Source organism: Methylobacterium sp. A49B (assembly GCF_053346215.1).
In genome coordinates this window covers 1-16,526 of the sequence record NZ_JBKFBO010000103.1, presented here as the reverse complement: position 1 = coordinate 16,526, position 16,526 = coordinate 1, and the positions used below count along the sequence as shown (strand labels likewise).

Genomic DNA, 16,526 nt, shown 5'->3' with positions numbered 1-16,526 from the left:
GCGCTGGGTGTGGTGTACGGCGACATCGGCACGAGCCCGCTCTACGCGTTCAAGGAGGCGGTGAAGGCGGCGACCAGCGGGGGCGCCTCGGTGCCGGCGGCGGCCACGGGCGCGGTGTCGCTGATCCTGTGGTCGCTGATCCTGATCGTGTCGCTGAAATACGCGGTGCTGATCCTGCGCGCCGACAACCGGGGCGAGGGCGGCATCGTGGCCATGCTGGCGCTGCTCGGGGCGCGGCAGGCGCGCCCGGGCACGTGGAAGGCGCTGCTGCTGGTGGTGGGCCTTGTGGGCGCGGCGCTGCTCTACGGCGACGGGGCGATCACGCCGGCGATCTCGGTTCTGTCGGCGATCGAGGGCCTGAAGGTCGATGCGCCGGCGCTCGGACCCTACGTAGTGCCGATCACGCTGGTGATCCTGATCGGGCTGTTCCTGATGCAGCACAAGGGCGTGGCCGCCATCGGCCGCGTCTTCGGCCCCGTCATGCTGGTCTGGTTCGTGGTGCTCGCCCTGCTGGGCGTCGGCGGCATCGTCGGCAGCCCCGGGATCCTCGCGGCCGCCAACCCGCTCTGGGCCGTCGACTTCATGCTGCACGCCGGTGTGCACGTGAGCTTCGCGATGCTGGGCGCGGCGTTCCTGGCGGTGACGGGCGGCGAGGCGATGTACGCCGATCTCGGCCATTTCGGCGCCCTGCCGATCCGCGCGGCCTGGTTCGCGCTGGTGCTGCCGGCGCTGGTGCTCAACTATTTCGGCCAGGGCGCGCTGCTGCTTGCCGAGCCCGACGCGCTGGAGAACCCGTTCTTCCACCTGTGCCCTGATTGGGCACACCTGCCGCTCATCGCCCTGGCCACCCTGGCGACGATCATCGCGTCGCAGGCGATCATCTCGGGCGTGTTCTCGCTGACCCAGCAATCGGTGCAGCTCGGCTTCCTCCCGGCGATGCGCATCGTCCAGACGGCGCGCGAGGAGCGCGGTCAGATCTACGTGCCGATGGTGAACTGGCTCCTCGCCGCCGCGACTTTGGTGGCAGTCGTGATGTTCGGCTCGTCCGACGCCCTGGCGGGCGCCTACGGCATCGCGGTGTCGATGCTGATGGGCATCACGACGCTGCTCGCCGCCCTGATCGCCCTGCGCTGGGGCTACAATCCCGTTCTCGTGGTCGCTGTGAACGGCGTCTTCCTCATGATCGACACGGTGTTCCTCGCCGCAAACAGCGTCAAGATCCTGGAGGGCGGCTGGTTTCCCCTGGTCCTCGCCGGCCTCGTCGCGCTGATGATGCTGACCTGGAAGAAGGGCAACGAGCTGGTCGAGGAGGCGCGGGTCGCCCTGCGGCTCTCGGAGGACGTGTTCCTCTCCGGCCTCCAGCACCGCGACCTCCTGCGCCTGCCCGGCACGGCGGCATTCCTGTCGGCGGCGGAGCACGGGATCCCGCTGCACCTCTCGCGCTTCGTGGAGCGCAACCACGCCCTGATGGAGCGCATCCTGATCATCACGGCGCTCTACGAGGAGACGCCCAGCGTCCCCCGGGAGCGGCGCGCCCACGTGACCATCCTGGCGCCGGACTTCTACCGGGTGATCCTCCGCTACGGTTTCATGGAGGAGGCCTCGATTCCGGAAGGGCTCTCCTGCGCGGTCGAGTCCCGGCACCTGCCGCCGCACGTGCTCGACGACATGACCGTCTTCGTCGGGCACGAGACGATCATCCCCAAGAAGGACAAGCGCGGGATGGCGCCCTGGCGCGAGAACCTGTTCGCCTTCATGCAGCGCAACGCCGAGCGCACCGGCGCCTTCTTCGGCGTGCCGACCCGGCAGGTGGTAGAGGTCGGCACCGAGATCGAGATCTGAGGGCGTCGCGAGACTATCCGGGCGCGATCAAAGTGCTCGGCAGGTCCATGCCGATGACCGCCTGAGTCCTCCGGAGAGAACGCGCGCCGTAGCAAGCCCGGTGCTCGCGGAACGGACTTGCCTGCGAGCGGCACGACACGGGGCCGCCCCACGCAAGAGGCTGAGCGTCGGCCCGAGGTCTTGCGGACCGGCGCACAGAAACTTGAGGCCCGGCCGGCACGCCGCACGGAACCGGAGCCTTCCGCCCTCGTTCCGACCCGACACGGGCGAAGCACCCTCGCGGCGCGCGCCCCGGATCGGAGGGACATCATGAACAGAGATCATCTCGAGGGCGGGCTTCGCCACCTCCGGGGACGTGCCAAGACGGCGGCGGGTGCCGTCCGCGGCCGCCCTGGGGACCAGTTCGACGGCGCCTACGATCAGGCCGCCGGTGCAGCGCAATACGCCTACGGCGAGGCCCGCGACGCGGTCCGCGATCTGCGCCAGGGCGGCGAGCACCTCGTCGAAGAGGGCCGTGCCCGGTTCCGCGATGCCAGCGAGCGCGGCCATGCCCTGGCCGACGAGGCGATCGAGCGCGGCCAGCATTACCGTGACCGGGCGATCCATCATGGGCGCCATCTCGCAGCGCGCGCCGACGAGAACCGCGGGACGACGCTCGCCCTCGTGGCCGCCGTCGCCTTCGGCCTGGGCTGGCTGGCCCGGCCGACACGCTGAGCGCTCGGCGGCGCAGTTCCGCGAGAGGGCGGCCGGTGACCCCGGCCGCTCCGCTGATCGGAACGCATAAAGACATCTTTATGTCTTGATTGCTTCGGGGCCGGCGAAGTGGTAGAGGCTCGCGCCGAACCGCAACGCCAACACGGAGCCGCCGACACATGGCCAAGGATTACATCGTCAAGGACATCGGGCTGGCCGATTACGGCCGCAAGGAGATCTCGATCGCCGAGACGGAGATGCCGGGCCTGATGGCGGTCCGCGAGGAGTACGGCGCGGCGCAGCCCCTCAAGGGCGCCAAGATCGCCGGCTCGCTCCACATGACGATCCAGACCGCCGTGCTGATCGAGACCCTGAAGGCGCTCGGCGCCGACATCCGCTGGGTCTCGTGCAACATCTACTCGACCCAGGACCATGCCGCCGCCGCCATCGCGGCCGCCGGCATTCCGGTCTTCGCCGTGAAGGGCGAGACCCTGGAAGATTACTGGGACTACACCTCGCGCCTGTTCGATTGGCATGACGGCGGCATGCCGAACATGATCCTCGACGACGGCGGCGACGCCACCATGTTCGTCCATCTCGGCCTGCGCGCCGAGAACGGCGACACGGCCTTCCTCGACAAGCCGGAGAGCGAGGAGGAGGAGATCTTCTTCGCGCTCCTCAAGAAGAAGCTCGCCGAGAAGCCGAAGGGCTGGTTCGCCGGCCTCGCCGACAGCATCAAGGGCGTCTCCGAGGAGACCACCACGGGCGTCCACCGCCTCTACGTGCTGGCCAAGGAGGGCAAGCTGCTCTTCCCGGCGATCAACGTGAACGACTCGGTCACCAAGTCGAAGTTCGACAACCTCTACGGCTGCAAGGAGTCGCTGGTCGACGGCATCCGCCGCGGCACCGACGTGATGATGGCCGGCAAGGTCGCCATGGTCGCGGGCTTCGGCGACGTGGGCAAGGGCTCGGCCGCGTCCCTGCGCAACGCCGGTTGCCGCGTGCTCGTGTCGGAGATCGACCCGATCTGCGCGCTCCAGGCCGCGATGGAGGGCTACGAGGTTGTGACGATGGAGGACGCGGCCCCGCGCGCCGACATCTTCGTCACCGCCACGGGCAACAAGGACATCATCACCCTCGACCATATGCGGGCGATGAAGGACCGGGCGATCGTCTGCAACATCGGGCACTTCGACAACGAGATTCAGGTTGCTGGCCTGAAGAACCTCAAGTGGTCGAACATCAAGCCCCAGGTGGACGAGATCACCTTCGCGGACGGCCACCGCATCATCCTCCTGTCGGAGGGGCGCCTCGTGAACCTCGGCAACGCGACGGGTCACCCGTCCTTCGTGATGTCGGCCTCGTTCACCAACCAGACGCTGGCCCAGATCGAGCTCTGGACCAACCCGGGCAAGTACCAGAAGCAGGTCTACACCCTGCCGAAGGCGCTCGACGAGAAGGTCGCGGCCCTGCATTTGGAGAAGATCGGCGTGAAGCTGTCGAAGCTGCGCCCGGATCAGGCCGCCTATATCGGCGTCGGCGAGAACGGCCCGTTCAAGCCCGAGCACTACCGCTACTGAGGCGGCCCCGGGAGGGCGTGTCGGCGCCCTCCGAAGTCCTACAACCCAGACGTGATCCGAGGCCCGGCGCGCTGCGCCGGGCCTCTCTCGTTGTCAAGCCGCCGACGCGCGATCGAACTGTGTCTTCTGTGTGTCGTTAACGGGCGATTATGCGCCGCGGGCGCAAAGCCACGCTTCGTTCCCCTTCCGGCGCGAATCCGCCACACGTTAGAGTGCAGGCGAATCTTTGATCGAGGGGACCGCGGCGGTTGGGAGCGACCTCCGCGTGGACGATGCGACGTGCGCCGCGTGATGACGCGCGCCGCTCGCATCGCCGTCGATATCCGGGGGGCGGGGCAAACCATGGGTGTCGGTCGTGCGACGCACGTTCGTATCGGCGTTGGTGTGATCGCCCTCACCCTGGCGAGTGCGGCCCTGGCCGAGTTGCCCCAGGGCGCGGCCGCCTATCCGGGCCGGGAGATCCACAGTGTGGCGGCGCTGGCCGTGTTCGGCGGCCTCGTCGTCTTCGCGGTAATCCTGTCGCTCCTCCACCTCTACGAGCGCGGGCGCTGGACACGCCGCGAGCGCGAGCTGGCCGCGGCCCTCGACGTCCTGCGCGGCGCCCATGACCGCGCCGAGATGCTGCTCAATGCCGAGCGGCAGATCATCGTGACCTGGGACCGGCGCAGCGAGCCGGTCGTGGAAGGAGACATAAGCCTCGCGATCCACGGCGAGCGGCCCACCTCGGGCTACGCGCGCCGCGTCCTCGCCTTCGGCACGTGGTTGCTTGCGGCCGACGCCACCGCGGTCGAGGCCGCCGTCGACACCCTGCGGACGCGCGGCACCAGCTTCGCCTTGAGCCTCACGACCCAGACCGGCCGGAGCATCGAGGCGCAGGGACAGGCCGTGGCCGGCCGCGCGCTGCTGCGGATGCGCGAGACCAGCCAGGAACGCTGCGAGATCGCCGACCTGCGCGCGACCCTGGACGAGACCCGCCGCGGTCTCTCGGCCCTCTCGAGCCTGCTCGACGCGATCCCGCAGCCTGTCTGGCGACGCACCCGCGAGGGCGGCCTGAGCTGGGTTAACGCCGCCTACGTGGCCGCCGTGGAGGCGGGAAGCCGCGAGGCCGCCCTCGATGCCGGGCTGGAGCTGTTCGATCGCCCGGCGCGGGAATCCATCGCCCGCGAGGAGGCGGCCCGCTCGGCCGGACTGACCCGCAGCGTCCCGCGCCTCTCCGCCATCGTGGCCGGCAGCCGGCGCATGCTCGACGTGTTCGAGACGAGCCTCGACAGCGGCCGGGTCGGCATCGCGATCGACGTCTCCGAACTGGAGAGCGTCCGCGCCGACCTGCAGCGTCAGATGAACGCGAACGTCCGCACCCTGGACCAGCTGCCCACCGCGGTGGCGATGTTCGACGTCTCGCAGCGGCTGATCTTCCACAACGCCGCCTACCGCCAGCTCTGGGACCTCGATCAGGCGTTCCTGGACAGCCGCCCCTCCGACGGCGAGATCCTCGACCACCTTCGGGCGGAGCGGAAGCTCGAGGAGCAGGCGGATTTCCGCGGCTGGAAGCAGAGCGTGCTGGCCGCCTACCGCGCCGCCGAGGCGAACCAGAGCTGGTGGTACCTGCCCGACGGACGGACGCTGCGCGTGGTCGCGGATCCGAACCCGCAGGGCGGCTTGACCTACCTGTTCGACGACGTCTCGGACCACCTGAACGCCGAATCGCGCTACAACGCCCTGCGCCGCCTTCAGGCCGAGACCCTCGACACCCTGGCCGAACCGGTCGCGGTCTTCGGGGCCGACGGACGCCTGACCCTCGCCAACCGCGCCTTCTGCACCGTATGGCGGCTCGACGCGGCCCTGGTGGACGAACGGCCCCACGTCGATGCCGTGATCGCGGCCTGCCGGGAACTCGCGCCGGCCGACGAACCCTGGATCGACATCCGCGACGCGGTCGTCGGCTTGGAATCCCGCACCGCCCGGTCCTGCCGGCTGGAAGTGGTGGACGGCACCGTGCTCGACTGCGCCGCGCAGCCGCTGCCCGAGGGCGCGACGCTCCTCACCCTGATCGACATCACCGCCAGCGTGAACGTCGAGCGGGCTCTCACCGAGAAGAACGACGCGCTGGAGAAGGCGGCCCAGCTGCGCGACACCTTCGTCCACCACGTCTCCTATGAGCTGCGCTCGCCGCTCACGAACATCATCGGGTTCACGCAGCTCCTGGGCGACGAGACGGTCGGTGCCCTCAACGAGCGGCAGCGCGAATACTCCGACCACATCATGCGCTCGTCGGCGGCGCTCCTCGTCATCATCAACGACATCCTGGATCTCGCCTCGATCGACGCCGGCTCGCTGGAGCTGCAGCGCGAGGACGTCGACGTCCAGGCCACCATCGAGGCGGCCGTGCGCGGCATCGAGGACCGGCTGGCCGAGTCGAACATCACCCTGGCCCTCGACGTCCCCGAGGATATCGGCAGCGTCCACGCCGACGGGAAACGCGTCCGCCAGATCCTGTTCAACCTGCTCTCGAACGCCGTGGGCTTCTCGGAGGCCGGGCAGCGCGTGGAAGTCCAGGCCCGCCGGACCGCACAGGAGCTTCTCCTGAGCGTGCGCGACCATGGCCGCGGCATGCCGCCGGAAATCGCCGACTCGGTCTTCAACCGCTTCGAGAGCCACACCCTCGGCACGCGCCATCGCGGCGTCGGCCTCGGCCTGTCGATCGTGCGCTCCTTCGTGGAACTGCACGGCGGCCGGATCCTGCTGGAGACGGCGCCGGGCGACGGCACCTGCGTGACCTGCACCTTCCCGATCGACCCGAACAGGCAGCCCGTCCTGCCGCCGCGACCGGAAGCCCGGCCGCCGGGCGAGCTCGTCCCGCTCCCGCGCCGGAATCAGGAGCGTTACGAGTCTGAGCGGGATCAAGGCTCGCCGGTGCCGCGCCAGCGCACTTGATTCTTGAGCCGCTGCCGCGCAGCAGGGGTCCATGTCCGCGCATGATCGTTCCGGCTGGGCCGTCTTCGGCATCGGCGACTTCCGCCTGTTCGGCGCAGCCCGCTTCCTGACGGGCCTCGCCTACCAGATGCAGGCCGTGGCGATCGGCTGGTTCGTCTACGATCTGACCCATTCCGCCCTGGCGCTGGGCCTCGTGGGTCTTGCGGGCTTCCTGCCGGCGATCCTCTGCGCGCTGATCACCGGCCATGTGGCGGATGCCTACGACCGCCGCCTCGTCGGGGCCGCGGCCTTCGCCCTCCAGAGTGCGGCGAGCTTCGGCCTTCTCGCCTGCGCGCTGTCGGGCCTGCAGTCCGTCTGGCCGATCTACGCCCTGGTGATCGTGGTCGGCACGGCGCGGGCCTTCGCCAATCCGGCCTTGCAGGCGCTGCTGCCGACCCTGGTCCCGGGCCCGCAATTCAGCTCCGCCATCGCGTGGAACGCGTCGCTCTGGCAGAGCGCGTCCGTGATGGGACCGGCCCTTGGCGGCTTCCTCTACGCCCTCGGACCCGCCGTGGTGTTCGGCGGAGCCGCGGGGAGCTTCGCCCTGGCAAGCGGGCTCACGGTGCTGATCCGCTTCCGGCCCGCTCCGGTGAGCGAGCGGCCGCCGATCACCTGGGCGGCGCTGTCGGCCGGGATCGATTACATCCGCTCGCAACCGGTGGTGCTCGGCGCGATCAGCCTCGACCTGTTCACCGTCCTCCTCGGGGGTGCGACGGCGCTGCTGCCGATCTACGCCGGCGAGGTCCTGCATGTCGGGCCGCTCGGCCTCGGCGCCCTGCGGAGCATGCCGGCCTTCGGGGCCGTGGCCATGGCGGTGCTGCTCGCGAACTACCCCCTCCGGCGCCATGCGGGTCTGCGCATGCTCCGGGCCGCCGCGGTGTTCGGCGCCGCCACGGTCGCCTTCGGATTGTCGACCTCGCTGCCCCTGTCGATGGCCTGCCTGTTCGTGACGGGCGCCGCCGACATGATCTCGGTCTACGTCCGCCAGACCTTCGTGCAGGGCGAAACGCCGGACGCCATGCGCGGCCGGGTCTCGGCGGTGAACACGGTGTTCATCGGCGCGTCCAACGAGCTCGGCGAGTTCGAGTCCGGCCTGCTGGCCGCCGCGATCGGGGCCGTCCCGGCGGTGGTAGCGGGCGGCGCGGCGACGATCGGCGTAGCTCTGCTCTGGGGGAAGCTCTTTCCGGCGCTGAAGGCGCGCGATCGGCTGATGGTGCAGGGGTGATACCGTTTCCGGTGGATCAGATCGGTCCGCCGTCTGTGCGAGCGGAGCGAAGCAATCCAGCAGCGTCCCTCTGACCTGGGTCGCTGCACAGCGCTCGCGATGGCCCAGCAGGCTGGATCGGACCGAAGCGTTCAACCGGAAACGATATGAGAACGCGTATTCAATGACCGGCGCACTCTGCGCGTCGGGTGGATGTTGTCTTGCGGCTCAGTCTTGTGCGCGCGGCAGATCGAGCACCTGCGCGGTACGCGGCACAGGATCGCAATCTTGATTGAGCCCTCCGACCCGCGCCCTCATCCTGGGGCGCCGGAGCGGAGAGCCGGGCCCGGAGGAGCCCTCCAGGGCTCGCGCGGCTGGCTGGAGGGCTTCTTCGAGGCCCACTGACGCGGGCGCCTCAGGATGAGACGGTTGGGCGAGATCCACCGCTCACGCAATCGCAGGCGTCAGCGCCCCGCGAGGAGCGGCGACCAGGTGGGGTCCGACGCGTAGGCGGGCGTCGGGACCGGCTGCTCGACCTTGCCGGTGATGTCGACCATGAACAGCTTGCCGCCGCCCTGGCCGCCCGGATCGCGGAAGAACAGCACGTACTGGCCGTTCGGCGCGAAGGTCGGGCCCTCGTTGTGGAAGCCCTCGGTCAGGACGCGCTCGCCGGAACCGTCGGGCTTCGACACGCAGATGGCGAAGCCGCCGTTGCGCTGACGCGTGTAGGCGATCAGGTCGCCGCGGGGCGAGAAGGCCGGCTGCGAGGCCGAGCCGGCACCGAAGGTAATGCGGTGCGGGTTCGAGCCGTCCGCGCCCATCACGTAGACCTGCTGCGAGCCGCCCCGATCCGACTCGAACGCGATCTGCGATCCGTCCGGCGAATAGGTCGGCGACGTGTCGATGGCCATGCCGTTGGTGATCGAGCGCTGGGCCTTCGAGGCGATGTCCATCGTCACGATGTCGGCGTTGCCGCCCTGCTGCACGCTCATGACGATCTTGCGCCCGTCCGGCGAGAAGCGGGGGCTGGCGCTCATGGAATCGACGTTGCCGAGGGCCTGACGCGCGCCGGTCTCCAGGTTGATCATCTGCACACGCGGCTGGTGGCCGGTGGCCTGCGCCATGAAGGCAATGTCCTGGGTCGCCGGCGAGTAGCGCGGCGCGACGATCGACATCTCGCCGCTGGTGATCGCCCGAACGTTGGCGCCGTCCTGATCCATCACCATCAGGCGCTTGCGGCGGTTCTCCTTCGGGCCGGTCTCGTCCACGAAGGCGATGCGGCTGTCGAACCAGGGGCCGAGGCCGGTGATCTTGGTGTAGACGGCGTCCGAGATCAGGTGGCCGGTGCGCCGGACGTTGGCGGCGTCGGTGCCGTATTGCTGGCCGGTCATCTGCTGGCCGGAGGTCACGTCCCAGAGCCGGAACTCGACCTTGACGCGGCCGGCCTCCCGGACGACGCGGCCGGTGACGAGCCCCTGGACGCCGGTGGCGCGCCACTTCTCGAAGTTCGGGGCCGCGTCGAAGTTCGGCTGTTCCGGGAAGCGGGCGTGGTCGAGGGGCGTGAAATACCCTGAGCGGCGCAGGTTGTTGGTGACCACGCCGGAGACGAGGCCGGCGAGGCTCGGGTCGCCGCCGAAATCCGCGATGGCGATCGGCATCGGCTGGAAGTTGCCGCCGCCGATGCGCAGCTGCAGCTGTGCCTGGGCCGGCCCGGCCACGAAGGCCGTCAGCAGGGCAAAGACCGCGATCAGGCGCGCGGCGAAGGACGTCGGGAGGCACCCGACGGATGAAACGTTCTGCATAGTTCAGATCCGAGTGACGATCAGACGGGTCGGGTGTCGAGGGCAGCGGTCCGGGGCATGGCCTCAGGTCGCCGTGAACTCGAACTCCGCGTTGATGGCCTTCCAGTCATTGTAATACGGCGCGTAGGTGGCCGGGATGTTGTAAGGCGCGCAGCGGCGGACCGCCCGGAGCGCGGCCTGCGCGATCGACTGATCCACGGAGCTCGACCCGCCGCGCATGATCCGCGGCTCCGTGCTCAGCGAGCCGTTCGGGTTCAGCCGGATGTCGAGGACGGGCAGAACCACGCCCTGGGTCGCACCGGGGGGCGCCGAGTAGCAGCGCTCGATCTGCTGCTGGAGCAGGCCGACGAGCGCGTCGCGCAGGGACGGCGACAGGCGCTGCGCCGTGCCGGTCGCGGCACCGAGCGCCGCCACCTTCTGCACCGCGTGGCCGGTGGCTCCGGTCGATTGCGACGGTGCCTTCGAGGCGAGCATGGAGCGGATGTCGCCCGCGTTGAACTTGTCGGCGAGTTCCGCCTGCTTCCGCGCCTTGGCCTCACCGTCGGCCTTCGCCTTCGCGTCCGCCATCGCCTTGGCCTTCGCCTTGGCGGCGGCTTCCGCTTTGGCAGCAGCCTCTGCTTTGGTGGCCTCGGCCTTGGCCTTCGCGGCGGCCTCCGCCTTCTCGCGCTCGGCCTCGGCCTTCGCCTCGGCGATTTCCTTCTGGCGCTCGGCTTCCGCCTCGGCCTTAGCCTTGGCATCGGCTGCCTTCTTGGCCGCCTCCTTGGCCGCCTCGGCCTTCGCCTTGGCGGCGGCTTTCTGGGCGGCTTCGGCCTCGGCTTCCTGCTTCTCGATCAGCTTCTCCAGCTGCTCGCGCTTCTCGGCCTCCGCCTTGGCGGCGGCCGCCTCGGCCTTGGCCTTCGCCTCAGCCTTGGCCGCCTTGTCGGCCGCAGCCTTCTCGGCCGCGGCCTTGGCGGCTTTCTCGGCGGCTTTCTCGGCGGCCTTCTCAGCTGCCTTCTCGGCGTCGCGCTTCTCCTGCGCTGCCTTGGCGGCCTTGGCGGTCTCCTGCGGATCCGGCTCGCTGCGGAGCGGCATCTCCTCCGCGTTGGCGAGCTTCATCTCGGCGGTCCGGGTCGGGGCTGTCGGCGCGTCGGTCTTGGCGTTCTCGGGCTCGCGATCCTCGACCTTCTCGGCCTGGCGATCGGCCCGCGATTGGGCGTTCGGCATCGGCTTGTCGGCCTGACGCTCACCTTTGGTGATCTCGGAGAACTGGTTCTCGGTGATCACCTCAACGGGCACGCCCTCCTGCGCCTCGGGCAGGGCAGGGGCGGCGACGCTGAACAGCGCCAGCGCGAGGAGCGCCACATGGGTCCCGGCGGAGATCCAGACACCCGGTTCCTGGCGGTCGAAGCGGAACTCCACGGCGCGGCCCTACTGATGCTCAGGCTCGGTCACGAGGGCGACCTTCTTGAAGCCGCCGCCGGTCACGATCGCCATCACCTGCGCCACCCGGCCGTAATCGACCCGCTTGTCGCCGCGCACGAAGACGCGCTCCTCGGTCCCGCTCTTGGCGGTCTCCATGAGCTTCGGCACGATCGTGTCGTCGGTGAGCTCATCCTCGCCCAGGAAGATCTGGCCGGTCTGGCGGATCGACAGGGTGATGGGCTTCACGTCGGAATTGAGCGGCGAGGCCTTCGACTGCGGCAGGTCGAGGGGTACGCCCACGGTCATCATCGGCGCGGCCACCATGAAGATGATCAGGAGCACCAGCACGACGTCGATGAACGGCGTCATGTTGATCTCGTTGATGGCGCCGCTGCGCCTGCCCCTGCGCCGGCGGCGCTTGCCACTCTGGGACGCGCCCGCTGCCATACCCATGGATCGGTCTCCTCTGGATCAGCCGGTTCAGGCGGCGAGCGGCAGCCGCTCGTCGATCTGGCGGGAGAGGATGGCGGAAAATTCGTCGGCGAAGCCCTCCAGGCGCGACTGCGCCTTGGCGACCTCGGCCTGGAGCTTGTTGTAGGCGAGCACCGCCGGGATCGCGGCGAACAGGCCGATGGCGGTGGCGAACAGCGCCTCGGCGATGCCGGGGGCGACGACGGCCAGCGACGTGTTCTTCGAGGCCGCGATCGACGTGAAGGCGGTCATGATGCCCCAGACCGTGCCGAACAGGCCGATATATGGGCCGGCCGAGCCGATCGAGGCGAGGAACAGGAGGCGGGATTCCAGACGCTCCACCTCGCGGTGGATGGTGACGTCGAGCTGCTTCTCGATGCGTTGCGACAGGGACTGAATCTGCCGGCCGGAGCCCTCGAAGCTGCGCTTCCACTCCCGCATGGCGGCGACGAAGACGGCGGCGAGGCCGGTGGCCGGGCGGTCGTTGAACGAGCGGAACAACTCTTCCAGGGAGCGACCGGACCAGAACGCGTCCTCGAACGCGTCCATCTCGGCCTTGGTCCGGCGGAACAGCAGCGTCTTGTCGACGATGATCGACCAGCACCAGATCGAGGCGCTGAGCAGCCCGACCATCACGATCTTGACGACGAAGTGGGCCTGCAGGAACAGGCCGAGCAGCGTCATGTCGGCGACAGGCGCGGCCTGCATCGCGTCGGCTGGGTTCATCCGTCGAGGTCTCCTGCTCCGGATCGCGATGCGCCGGGCGAGGCCCGCGTCCGCCGGATCCGTGAGCGATATCAAGGCTGTCGCCCGCGAATCTGTCGAAAGTAAGGGCCGTCGGCAGCCCCTACGCCCCGCCGTCGCATCGACCCCGTTAAGGCCGCGGCAGGGTTAAGGATCGGTTTCGATCCGGGCGATCCTGAGGCGTCCGGCTGTTCGAACCGGGGCGGCGGGCTGGACCTCCTGAAACCGTGGCCTCTATGGTCGGGCCGGGGCGCCGAGTCGCCGCCCGCACGAGATCTCCACCAGACCAGTACAGGAAGCGCATGACCCTTCCCGTCCCCAGCCTCCAGGAAATCCTGCCGACGGGCCCGGCCCGGTTCCTCGGGTGGTCCGTGATCGCCGATCCGGCGCTGGCCGGCGCCCTGGCCCGGGCGGGCTTCGACGCCGTGCTCCTCGACCAGCAGCACGGTGGCTACGATTACAAATCCGCGTGCGCGGCGATCACCGAGGTGGCCCTGGCCGGTAAGGCCGCCCTCGTGCGCGTCGCCGTCGGCGACGTCGCCATGGTCTCGCGGATGCTGGACGCGGGCGCCGCCGGAATCGTCGCGCCGATGATCAACACCGTGGCACAGGCGCAGGCGCTCGCGGACGCCGCCAAGTTTCCACCGGTCGGGCAGCGGAGCTGGGGACCGGACCGCGCGATCCTGCTGTCCGGCCTTCGGGACGGTTCGGAATACCTCGCAGCCGGCAATTCGCGGGCGCTGACCATCGCCATGTGCGAGACTGCGGAGTCGATCGCCGCCTTGGAGCACATCCTGGCGGTTCCGGGCATCGACGGCGTGCTGGTCGGCCCCGCCGACCTGTCGATCGCGCTGTCCAAGGGGACGGTCATCGACCCGTCAGGCTCGGCGGTGACGGCGGCGCTCGGCGACATCGTCCGCAAGACGCTGGCGGCGGGCAAGCTCCCCTGCGCCTTCGCGCCGTCGCCGGCACGCGCCCGGGAAATGGTGGCGATGGGCTATCAGCTCGTCTCGATCGAGTACGATGCGATGACGATCGCCCATGCCTTTGCCCGGCTGTTACAGGAGGTCGATCCGTCGCGGGCCGGCTGAGGAGCTAGTCCAGACCTCTCGGCGCGAGACAGCGGCGGAGGGCGTCCGGAAGGCGGACCGCCCGACCCTCCCGCACGCAGGCGACGGTGACATCGGCAGCCACCAACACGGCGTCGCCGCGGCGGACCTCCTGGGCCAGTTGCATCGAGGCGCCGCGCAGCGCGGTCGTGCGGGTGACGATCGTCAGCAGATCGTCCATCCGGGCCGGGCGCAGATAATCGAGGCTCATCCGCCGGACGACGAAGACGAGACCGCTGGCCTCACGGTGGAGGTCGGACTGGTCGCCGGCGAGGCCGCGGAGCAGCTCGGTTCGGCCCCGCTCCAGGAAGCGCAGGTAGCTCGCGTGATAGACGAAGCCCGAGAAATCGGTGTCCTCGTAGTAGACGCGCACGGACAGATGATGCGGCGGGCTGCCGCCTACGGGCATGTCAGTCGTGGGCTCGCTTGCGCTCATGGCGACTCTTAGAGCCGTTTTCGATCGCGTTGCAATTGGGGAACGGTGCTAAGCCTTTGTTTCAATGCGCGCTCTTGCGCCGGGCCGGCAGCCGCTCCGGCTCGCAACGCTTTCGCGGCCCGCCGAGAGCTCGCGCAACACGACGAGGGCCGCCTCTTGGGGGCGGCCCTCGCAAACATTCCCGGTGAGGCGCTGATCAGCCGCCGATGCGGGCAGCGAGGCTCGCCGAGTGGGCGTGCTCGTCGGCGATGTAGGGCAGCGCCTCGCTGGCGAACTTGCGGCCCTGGGCATTGTCGCCGGACTTCGCGTAGGAGTCGTAGAGCGCCAGGGTCCGGGCGTCCGAGCGGGCCTGCTGGTCCACGTAGGTGCGATCGAAGGCGCGGCCATTCGGGGCGGACTGCAGCTGCGCCAGCCGCGCCTGACCGCGCTCGCCCAGCGCCACGCGACGGCCCGGCTCGGCGGGGCTGTTGTCGACGATGCCGACCGCGCCAAGGGCGCCGCCCACGATGCTGGTCCCGATGTTCGCCGCGACCGTCACCGGCGCGAGCACCAGCCCGACCGGGTTGCTCAGGTCGGTGCGGATGCCCTGGTTGTCGGAGACGACCGAGCCGTTGCGCGACAGGGAGGTGTTCGGCGGCAGCAGGGCATCGGTGGTCGCCTTGCGCTCGACGAGAACACGGTTGGCGTAGTTGCGCACCTGCGGATTGCGCGAGCGCTGCAGGGCGATGCGGCTCGCCTCGATGCTGGCAGCGTCCGAACGCAGGGCCTCGGCGCGGAATGCCGGGGTCTCGGTCGCGGCGGCGCCGACGCCGTCCTGATTGGCGAAAGGCAGGATGCGGATTGGCAGCGCGTCCTGCGCGAAGGCCGGCGCCGAGATCACGGCAGCGGAGAGGCCGAGGACGGCCAGCGTCATCTTCTTCATGGCTGAAGTTTTTCCCTGACGTTGTTCTTGATGCTCGAAGACCTGTCGCGAGCCGGGGGACAGGACCCCGAATGGCGGCAGCCTCACCGGCGCCAATCAAACTTGGCGCGGTCGCCTCCACAACAAACCGGTTTTCCCGCTGTTCCATCACGAGAACTAGATTCTCGCCACCAGAAACTGTGCAGCGCCACCGCAAAGCTCGGCTGTGTTGTCAGGCGGCCGGAGAAAAAAACTGTACTGTCGACAACACTTTGCCATTGATGCGGCGCATAAGATCCGCGAGCCCCGCGGGAAAACGGCCAACCGCGAGACATGTTACAAGCGAAGATCTGGCCTGAGGCAGGCGCATGTGGACCGATGAGGTGCTCAGTCCGGCACGCCGTCGAAGAAGCCGGACTGGCCGTTCGGATCGCGTTTCGGTTGGGCGATGCCGAGATGGCGGTAGGCGTGGCGGGTGAGCACGCGGCCGCGGGGCGTGCGCTGCACGAAGCCGCGCTGGATCAGGTAGGGCTCGATGATGTCCTCGATCGCGTCCCGCGGCTCCGACAGCGCCGCCCCTATCGTTTCGATCCCCACAGGCCCGCCCCCGAACGAGCGCGCGATCAGACCCAGGTACTTGCGGTCCATCACGTCGAGCCCCGCCCCGTCCACGTCGAGCAGTTGCAGCGCCCGGTCGGCGATCGCCCGCGTCACCGTCTCGGCCTCCGCCACGACCGCGAAGTCCCGCACCCGCCGCAGCAGGCGCCCCGCGATCCGCGGCGTGCCCCGCGCCCGCCGCGCGATCTCGTTGGCCCCCTCCGCCGACATCCCCAAGCCCAGAACCCGCGCGCCCCGCGCCACGATCTGCTCCAGCTCGTCGATCTCATAGAACTCCAGCCGGATCGGGATGCCGAACCGGTCGCGCAGCGGCGTGGTCAAGAGACCCGCCCGCGTCGTGGCGCCCACCAGCGTGAACTTGGGCAGCTCGATCTTGACCGAGCGCGCCGCCGGGCCCTCGCCGATGATCAGGTCGAGCTGGTAGTCCTCCATGGCCGGATAGAGGATCTCCTCCACCGCCGGGTTGAGCCGGTGGATCTCGTCGATGAACAGGACGTCGCGCTCCTCCAGGTTGGTCAGCTGCGCGGCCAGGTCCCCGGCCTTGGCGATCACCGGACCGGAGGTGGAGCGGAAGTTCACGCCCAGTTCGCGCGCCACGATCTGGGCCAGCGTGGTCTTGCCCAGGCCCGGCGGGCCGACAAACAGCACGTGGTCGAGCGCCTGCCCGGTCTTGCGCGCCGCCTCGATGAAGATCTGCATGTTCGCCCGCGCCGCCCGCTGACCGATGAACTCGGACAGGCTCAGCGGACGGA

At 69.5% G+C, this 16,526-nt stretch carries 13 protein-coding genes; 6 read left to right on the top strand and 7 right to left on the bottom strand.

Annotated elements, in window-relative coordinates; all coding sequences use genetic code 11:
- The 5 genes from ACLBX9_RS18175 to ACLBX9_RS18155 all read left to right on the top strand — a co-directional run.
- Positions 1-1,842 (top strand): potassium transporter Kup (locus tag ACLBX9_RS18175; RefSeq protein WP_447719928.1); only part of this gene is annotated, 1,842 nt, incomplete at its 5' end.
- Positions 1,843-2,151: 309 nt separating this feature from the next.
- The gene (locus ACLBX9_RS18170) at positions 2,152-2,556 is read left to right on the top strand and encodes a CsbD family protein (RefSeq protein WP_447719927.1); all 405 of its coding nucleotides are present in this window, start codon (positions 2,152-2,154) and stop codon (positions 2,554-2,556) included.
- 158 nt (positions 2,557-2,714) lie between these two features.
- A complete protein-coding gene (ahcY, locus tag ACLBX9_RS18165) occupies positions 2,715-4,115 on the top strand; it encodes an adenosylhomocysteinase (protein WP_010685907.1) in 1,401 nt (466 codons plus the stop codon).
- A 342-nt stretch (positions 4,116-4,457) separates the two neighbouring features.
- Positions 4,458-7,049, top strand: a complete 2,592-nt coding sequence (locus tag ACLBX9_RS18160; RefSeq protein WP_447719929.1) for a PAS-domain containing protein — start codon at positions 4,458-4,460, stop codon at positions 7,047-7,049.
- A 31-nt stretch (positions 7,050-7,080) separates the two neighbouring features.
- Positions 7,081-8,313: an MFS transporter gene (locus ACLBX9_RS18155; protein ID WP_010685905.1), complete on the top strand. Its 1,233-nt coding sequence runs from the start codon at positions 7,081-7,083 to the stop codon at positions 8,311-8,313.
- Positions 8,314-8,756: 443 nt separating this feature from the next.
- Here ACLBX9_RS18155 and tolB read toward each other — a convergent pair whose 3' ends face one another.
- From tolB to tolQ, 4 genes are all read right to left on the bottom strand, one after another.
- On the bottom strand, positions 8,757-10,094 hold the full coding sequence (tolB, locus tag ACLBX9_RS18150) for a Tol-Pal system beta propeller repeat protein TolB (RefSeq protein WP_447719926.1): 1,338 nt from the start codon (positions 10,092-10,094) through the stop codon (positions 8,757-8,759).
- 63 nt (positions 10,095-10,157) lie between these two features.
- A complete protein-coding gene (gene tolA, locus ACLBX9_RS18145) occupies positions 10,158-11,492 on the bottom strand; it encodes a cell envelope integrity protein TolA (RefSeq protein ID WP_447719925.1) in 1,335 nt (444 codons plus the stop codon).
- Between the two features lie 9 nt (positions 11,493-11,501).
- Positions 11,502-11,948: an ExbD/TolR family protein gene (locus tag ACLBX9_RS18140; protein ID WP_447719924.1), complete on the bottom strand. Its 447-nt coding sequence runs from the start codon at positions 11,946-11,948 to the stop codon at positions 11,502-11,504.
- 27 nt (positions 11,949-11,975) lie between these two features.
- On the bottom strand, positions 11,976-12,692 hold the full coding sequence (gene tolQ, locus ACLBX9_RS18135) for a protein TolQ (protein WP_010685901.1): 717 nt from the start codon (positions 12,690-12,692) through the stop codon (positions 11,976-11,978).
- Positions 12,693-13,012: 320 nt separating this feature from the next.
- Here tolQ and ACLBX9_RS18130 point away from each other — a divergent pair, with 320 nt between their 5' ends.
- A complete protein-coding gene (locus ACLBX9_RS18130) occupies positions 13,013-13,801 on the top strand; it encodes an HpcH/HpaI aldolase family protein (RefSeq protein WP_447719923.1) in 789 nt (262 codons plus the stop codon).
- 4 nt (positions 13,802-13,805) lie between these two features.
- Here the strand turns inward: ACLBX9_RS18130 and ybgC are convergent, their stop codons facing one another.
- The 3 genes from ybgC to ruvB form a co-directional block, all read right to left on the bottom strand.
- Complete coding sequence (gene ybgC / locus ACLBX9_RS18125; protein ID WP_447719922.1) at positions 13,806-14,255, bottom strand: tol-pal system-associated acyl-CoA thioesterase; 450 nt, start codon at positions 14,253-14,255, stop codon at positions 13,806-13,808.
- A gap of 196 nt (positions 14,256-14,451) precedes the next feature.
- Complete coding sequence (locus ACLBX9_RS18120; RefSeq protein WP_010685898.1) at positions 14,452-15,177, bottom strand: DUF4142 domain-containing protein; 726 nt, start codon at positions 15,175-15,177, stop codon at positions 14,452-14,454.
- Between the two features lie 366 nt (positions 15,178-15,543).
- Positions 15,544-16,526, bottom strand: a 983-nt coding sequence (gene ruvB / locus ACLBX9_RS18115; protein WP_447719921.1) for a Holliday junction branch migration DNA helicase RuvB, incomplete at its 5' end; no start/stop codon positions are given.

Bases quoted from the DNA above. Each gene is read 5' to 3' on its own strand.
- ACLBX9_RS18130 (WP_447719923.1), top strand. From the start codon at position 13,013: ATGACCCTTCCCGTCCCCAGCCTCCAGGAAATCCTGCCGACGGGCCCG.
- ACLBX9_RS18170 (WP_447719927.1), top strand. From the start codon at position 2,152: ATGAACAGAGATCATCTCGAGGGCGGGCTTCGCCACCTCCGGGGACGT.
- ACLBX9_RS18160 (WP_447719929.1), top strand. From the start codon at position 4,458: ATGGGTGTCGGTCGTGCGACGCACGTTCGTATCGGCGTTGGTGTGATC.
- tolQ (WP_010685901.1), bottom strand. From the start codon at position 12,692: ATGAACCCAGCCGACGCGATGCAGGCCGCGCCTGTCGCCGACATGACG.
- ACLBX9_RS18140 (WP_447719924.1), bottom strand. From the start codon at position 11,948: ATGGGTATGGCAGCGGGCGCGTCCCAGAGTGGCAAGCGCCGCCGGCGC.
- ACLBX9_RS18155 (WP_010685905.1), top strand. From the start codon at position 7,081: ATGTCCGCGCATGATCGTTCCGGCTGGGCCGTCTTCGGCATCGGCGAC.
- ACLBX9_RS18120 (WP_010685898.1), bottom strand. From the start codon at position 15,177: ATGAAGAAGATGACGCTGGCCGTCCTCGGCCTCTCCGCTGCCGTGATC.
- tolB (WP_447719926.1), bottom strand. From the start codon at position 10,094: ATGCAGAACGTTTCATCCGTCGGGTGCCTCCCGACGTCCTTCGCCGCG.
- ybgC (WP_447719922.1), bottom strand. From the start codon at position 14,255: ATGAGCGCAAGCGAGCCCACGACTGACATGCCCGTAGGCGGCAGCCCG.
- ahcY (WP_010685907.1), top strand. From the start codon at position 2,715: ATGGCCAAGGATTACATCGTCAAGGACATCGGGCTGGCCGATTACGGC.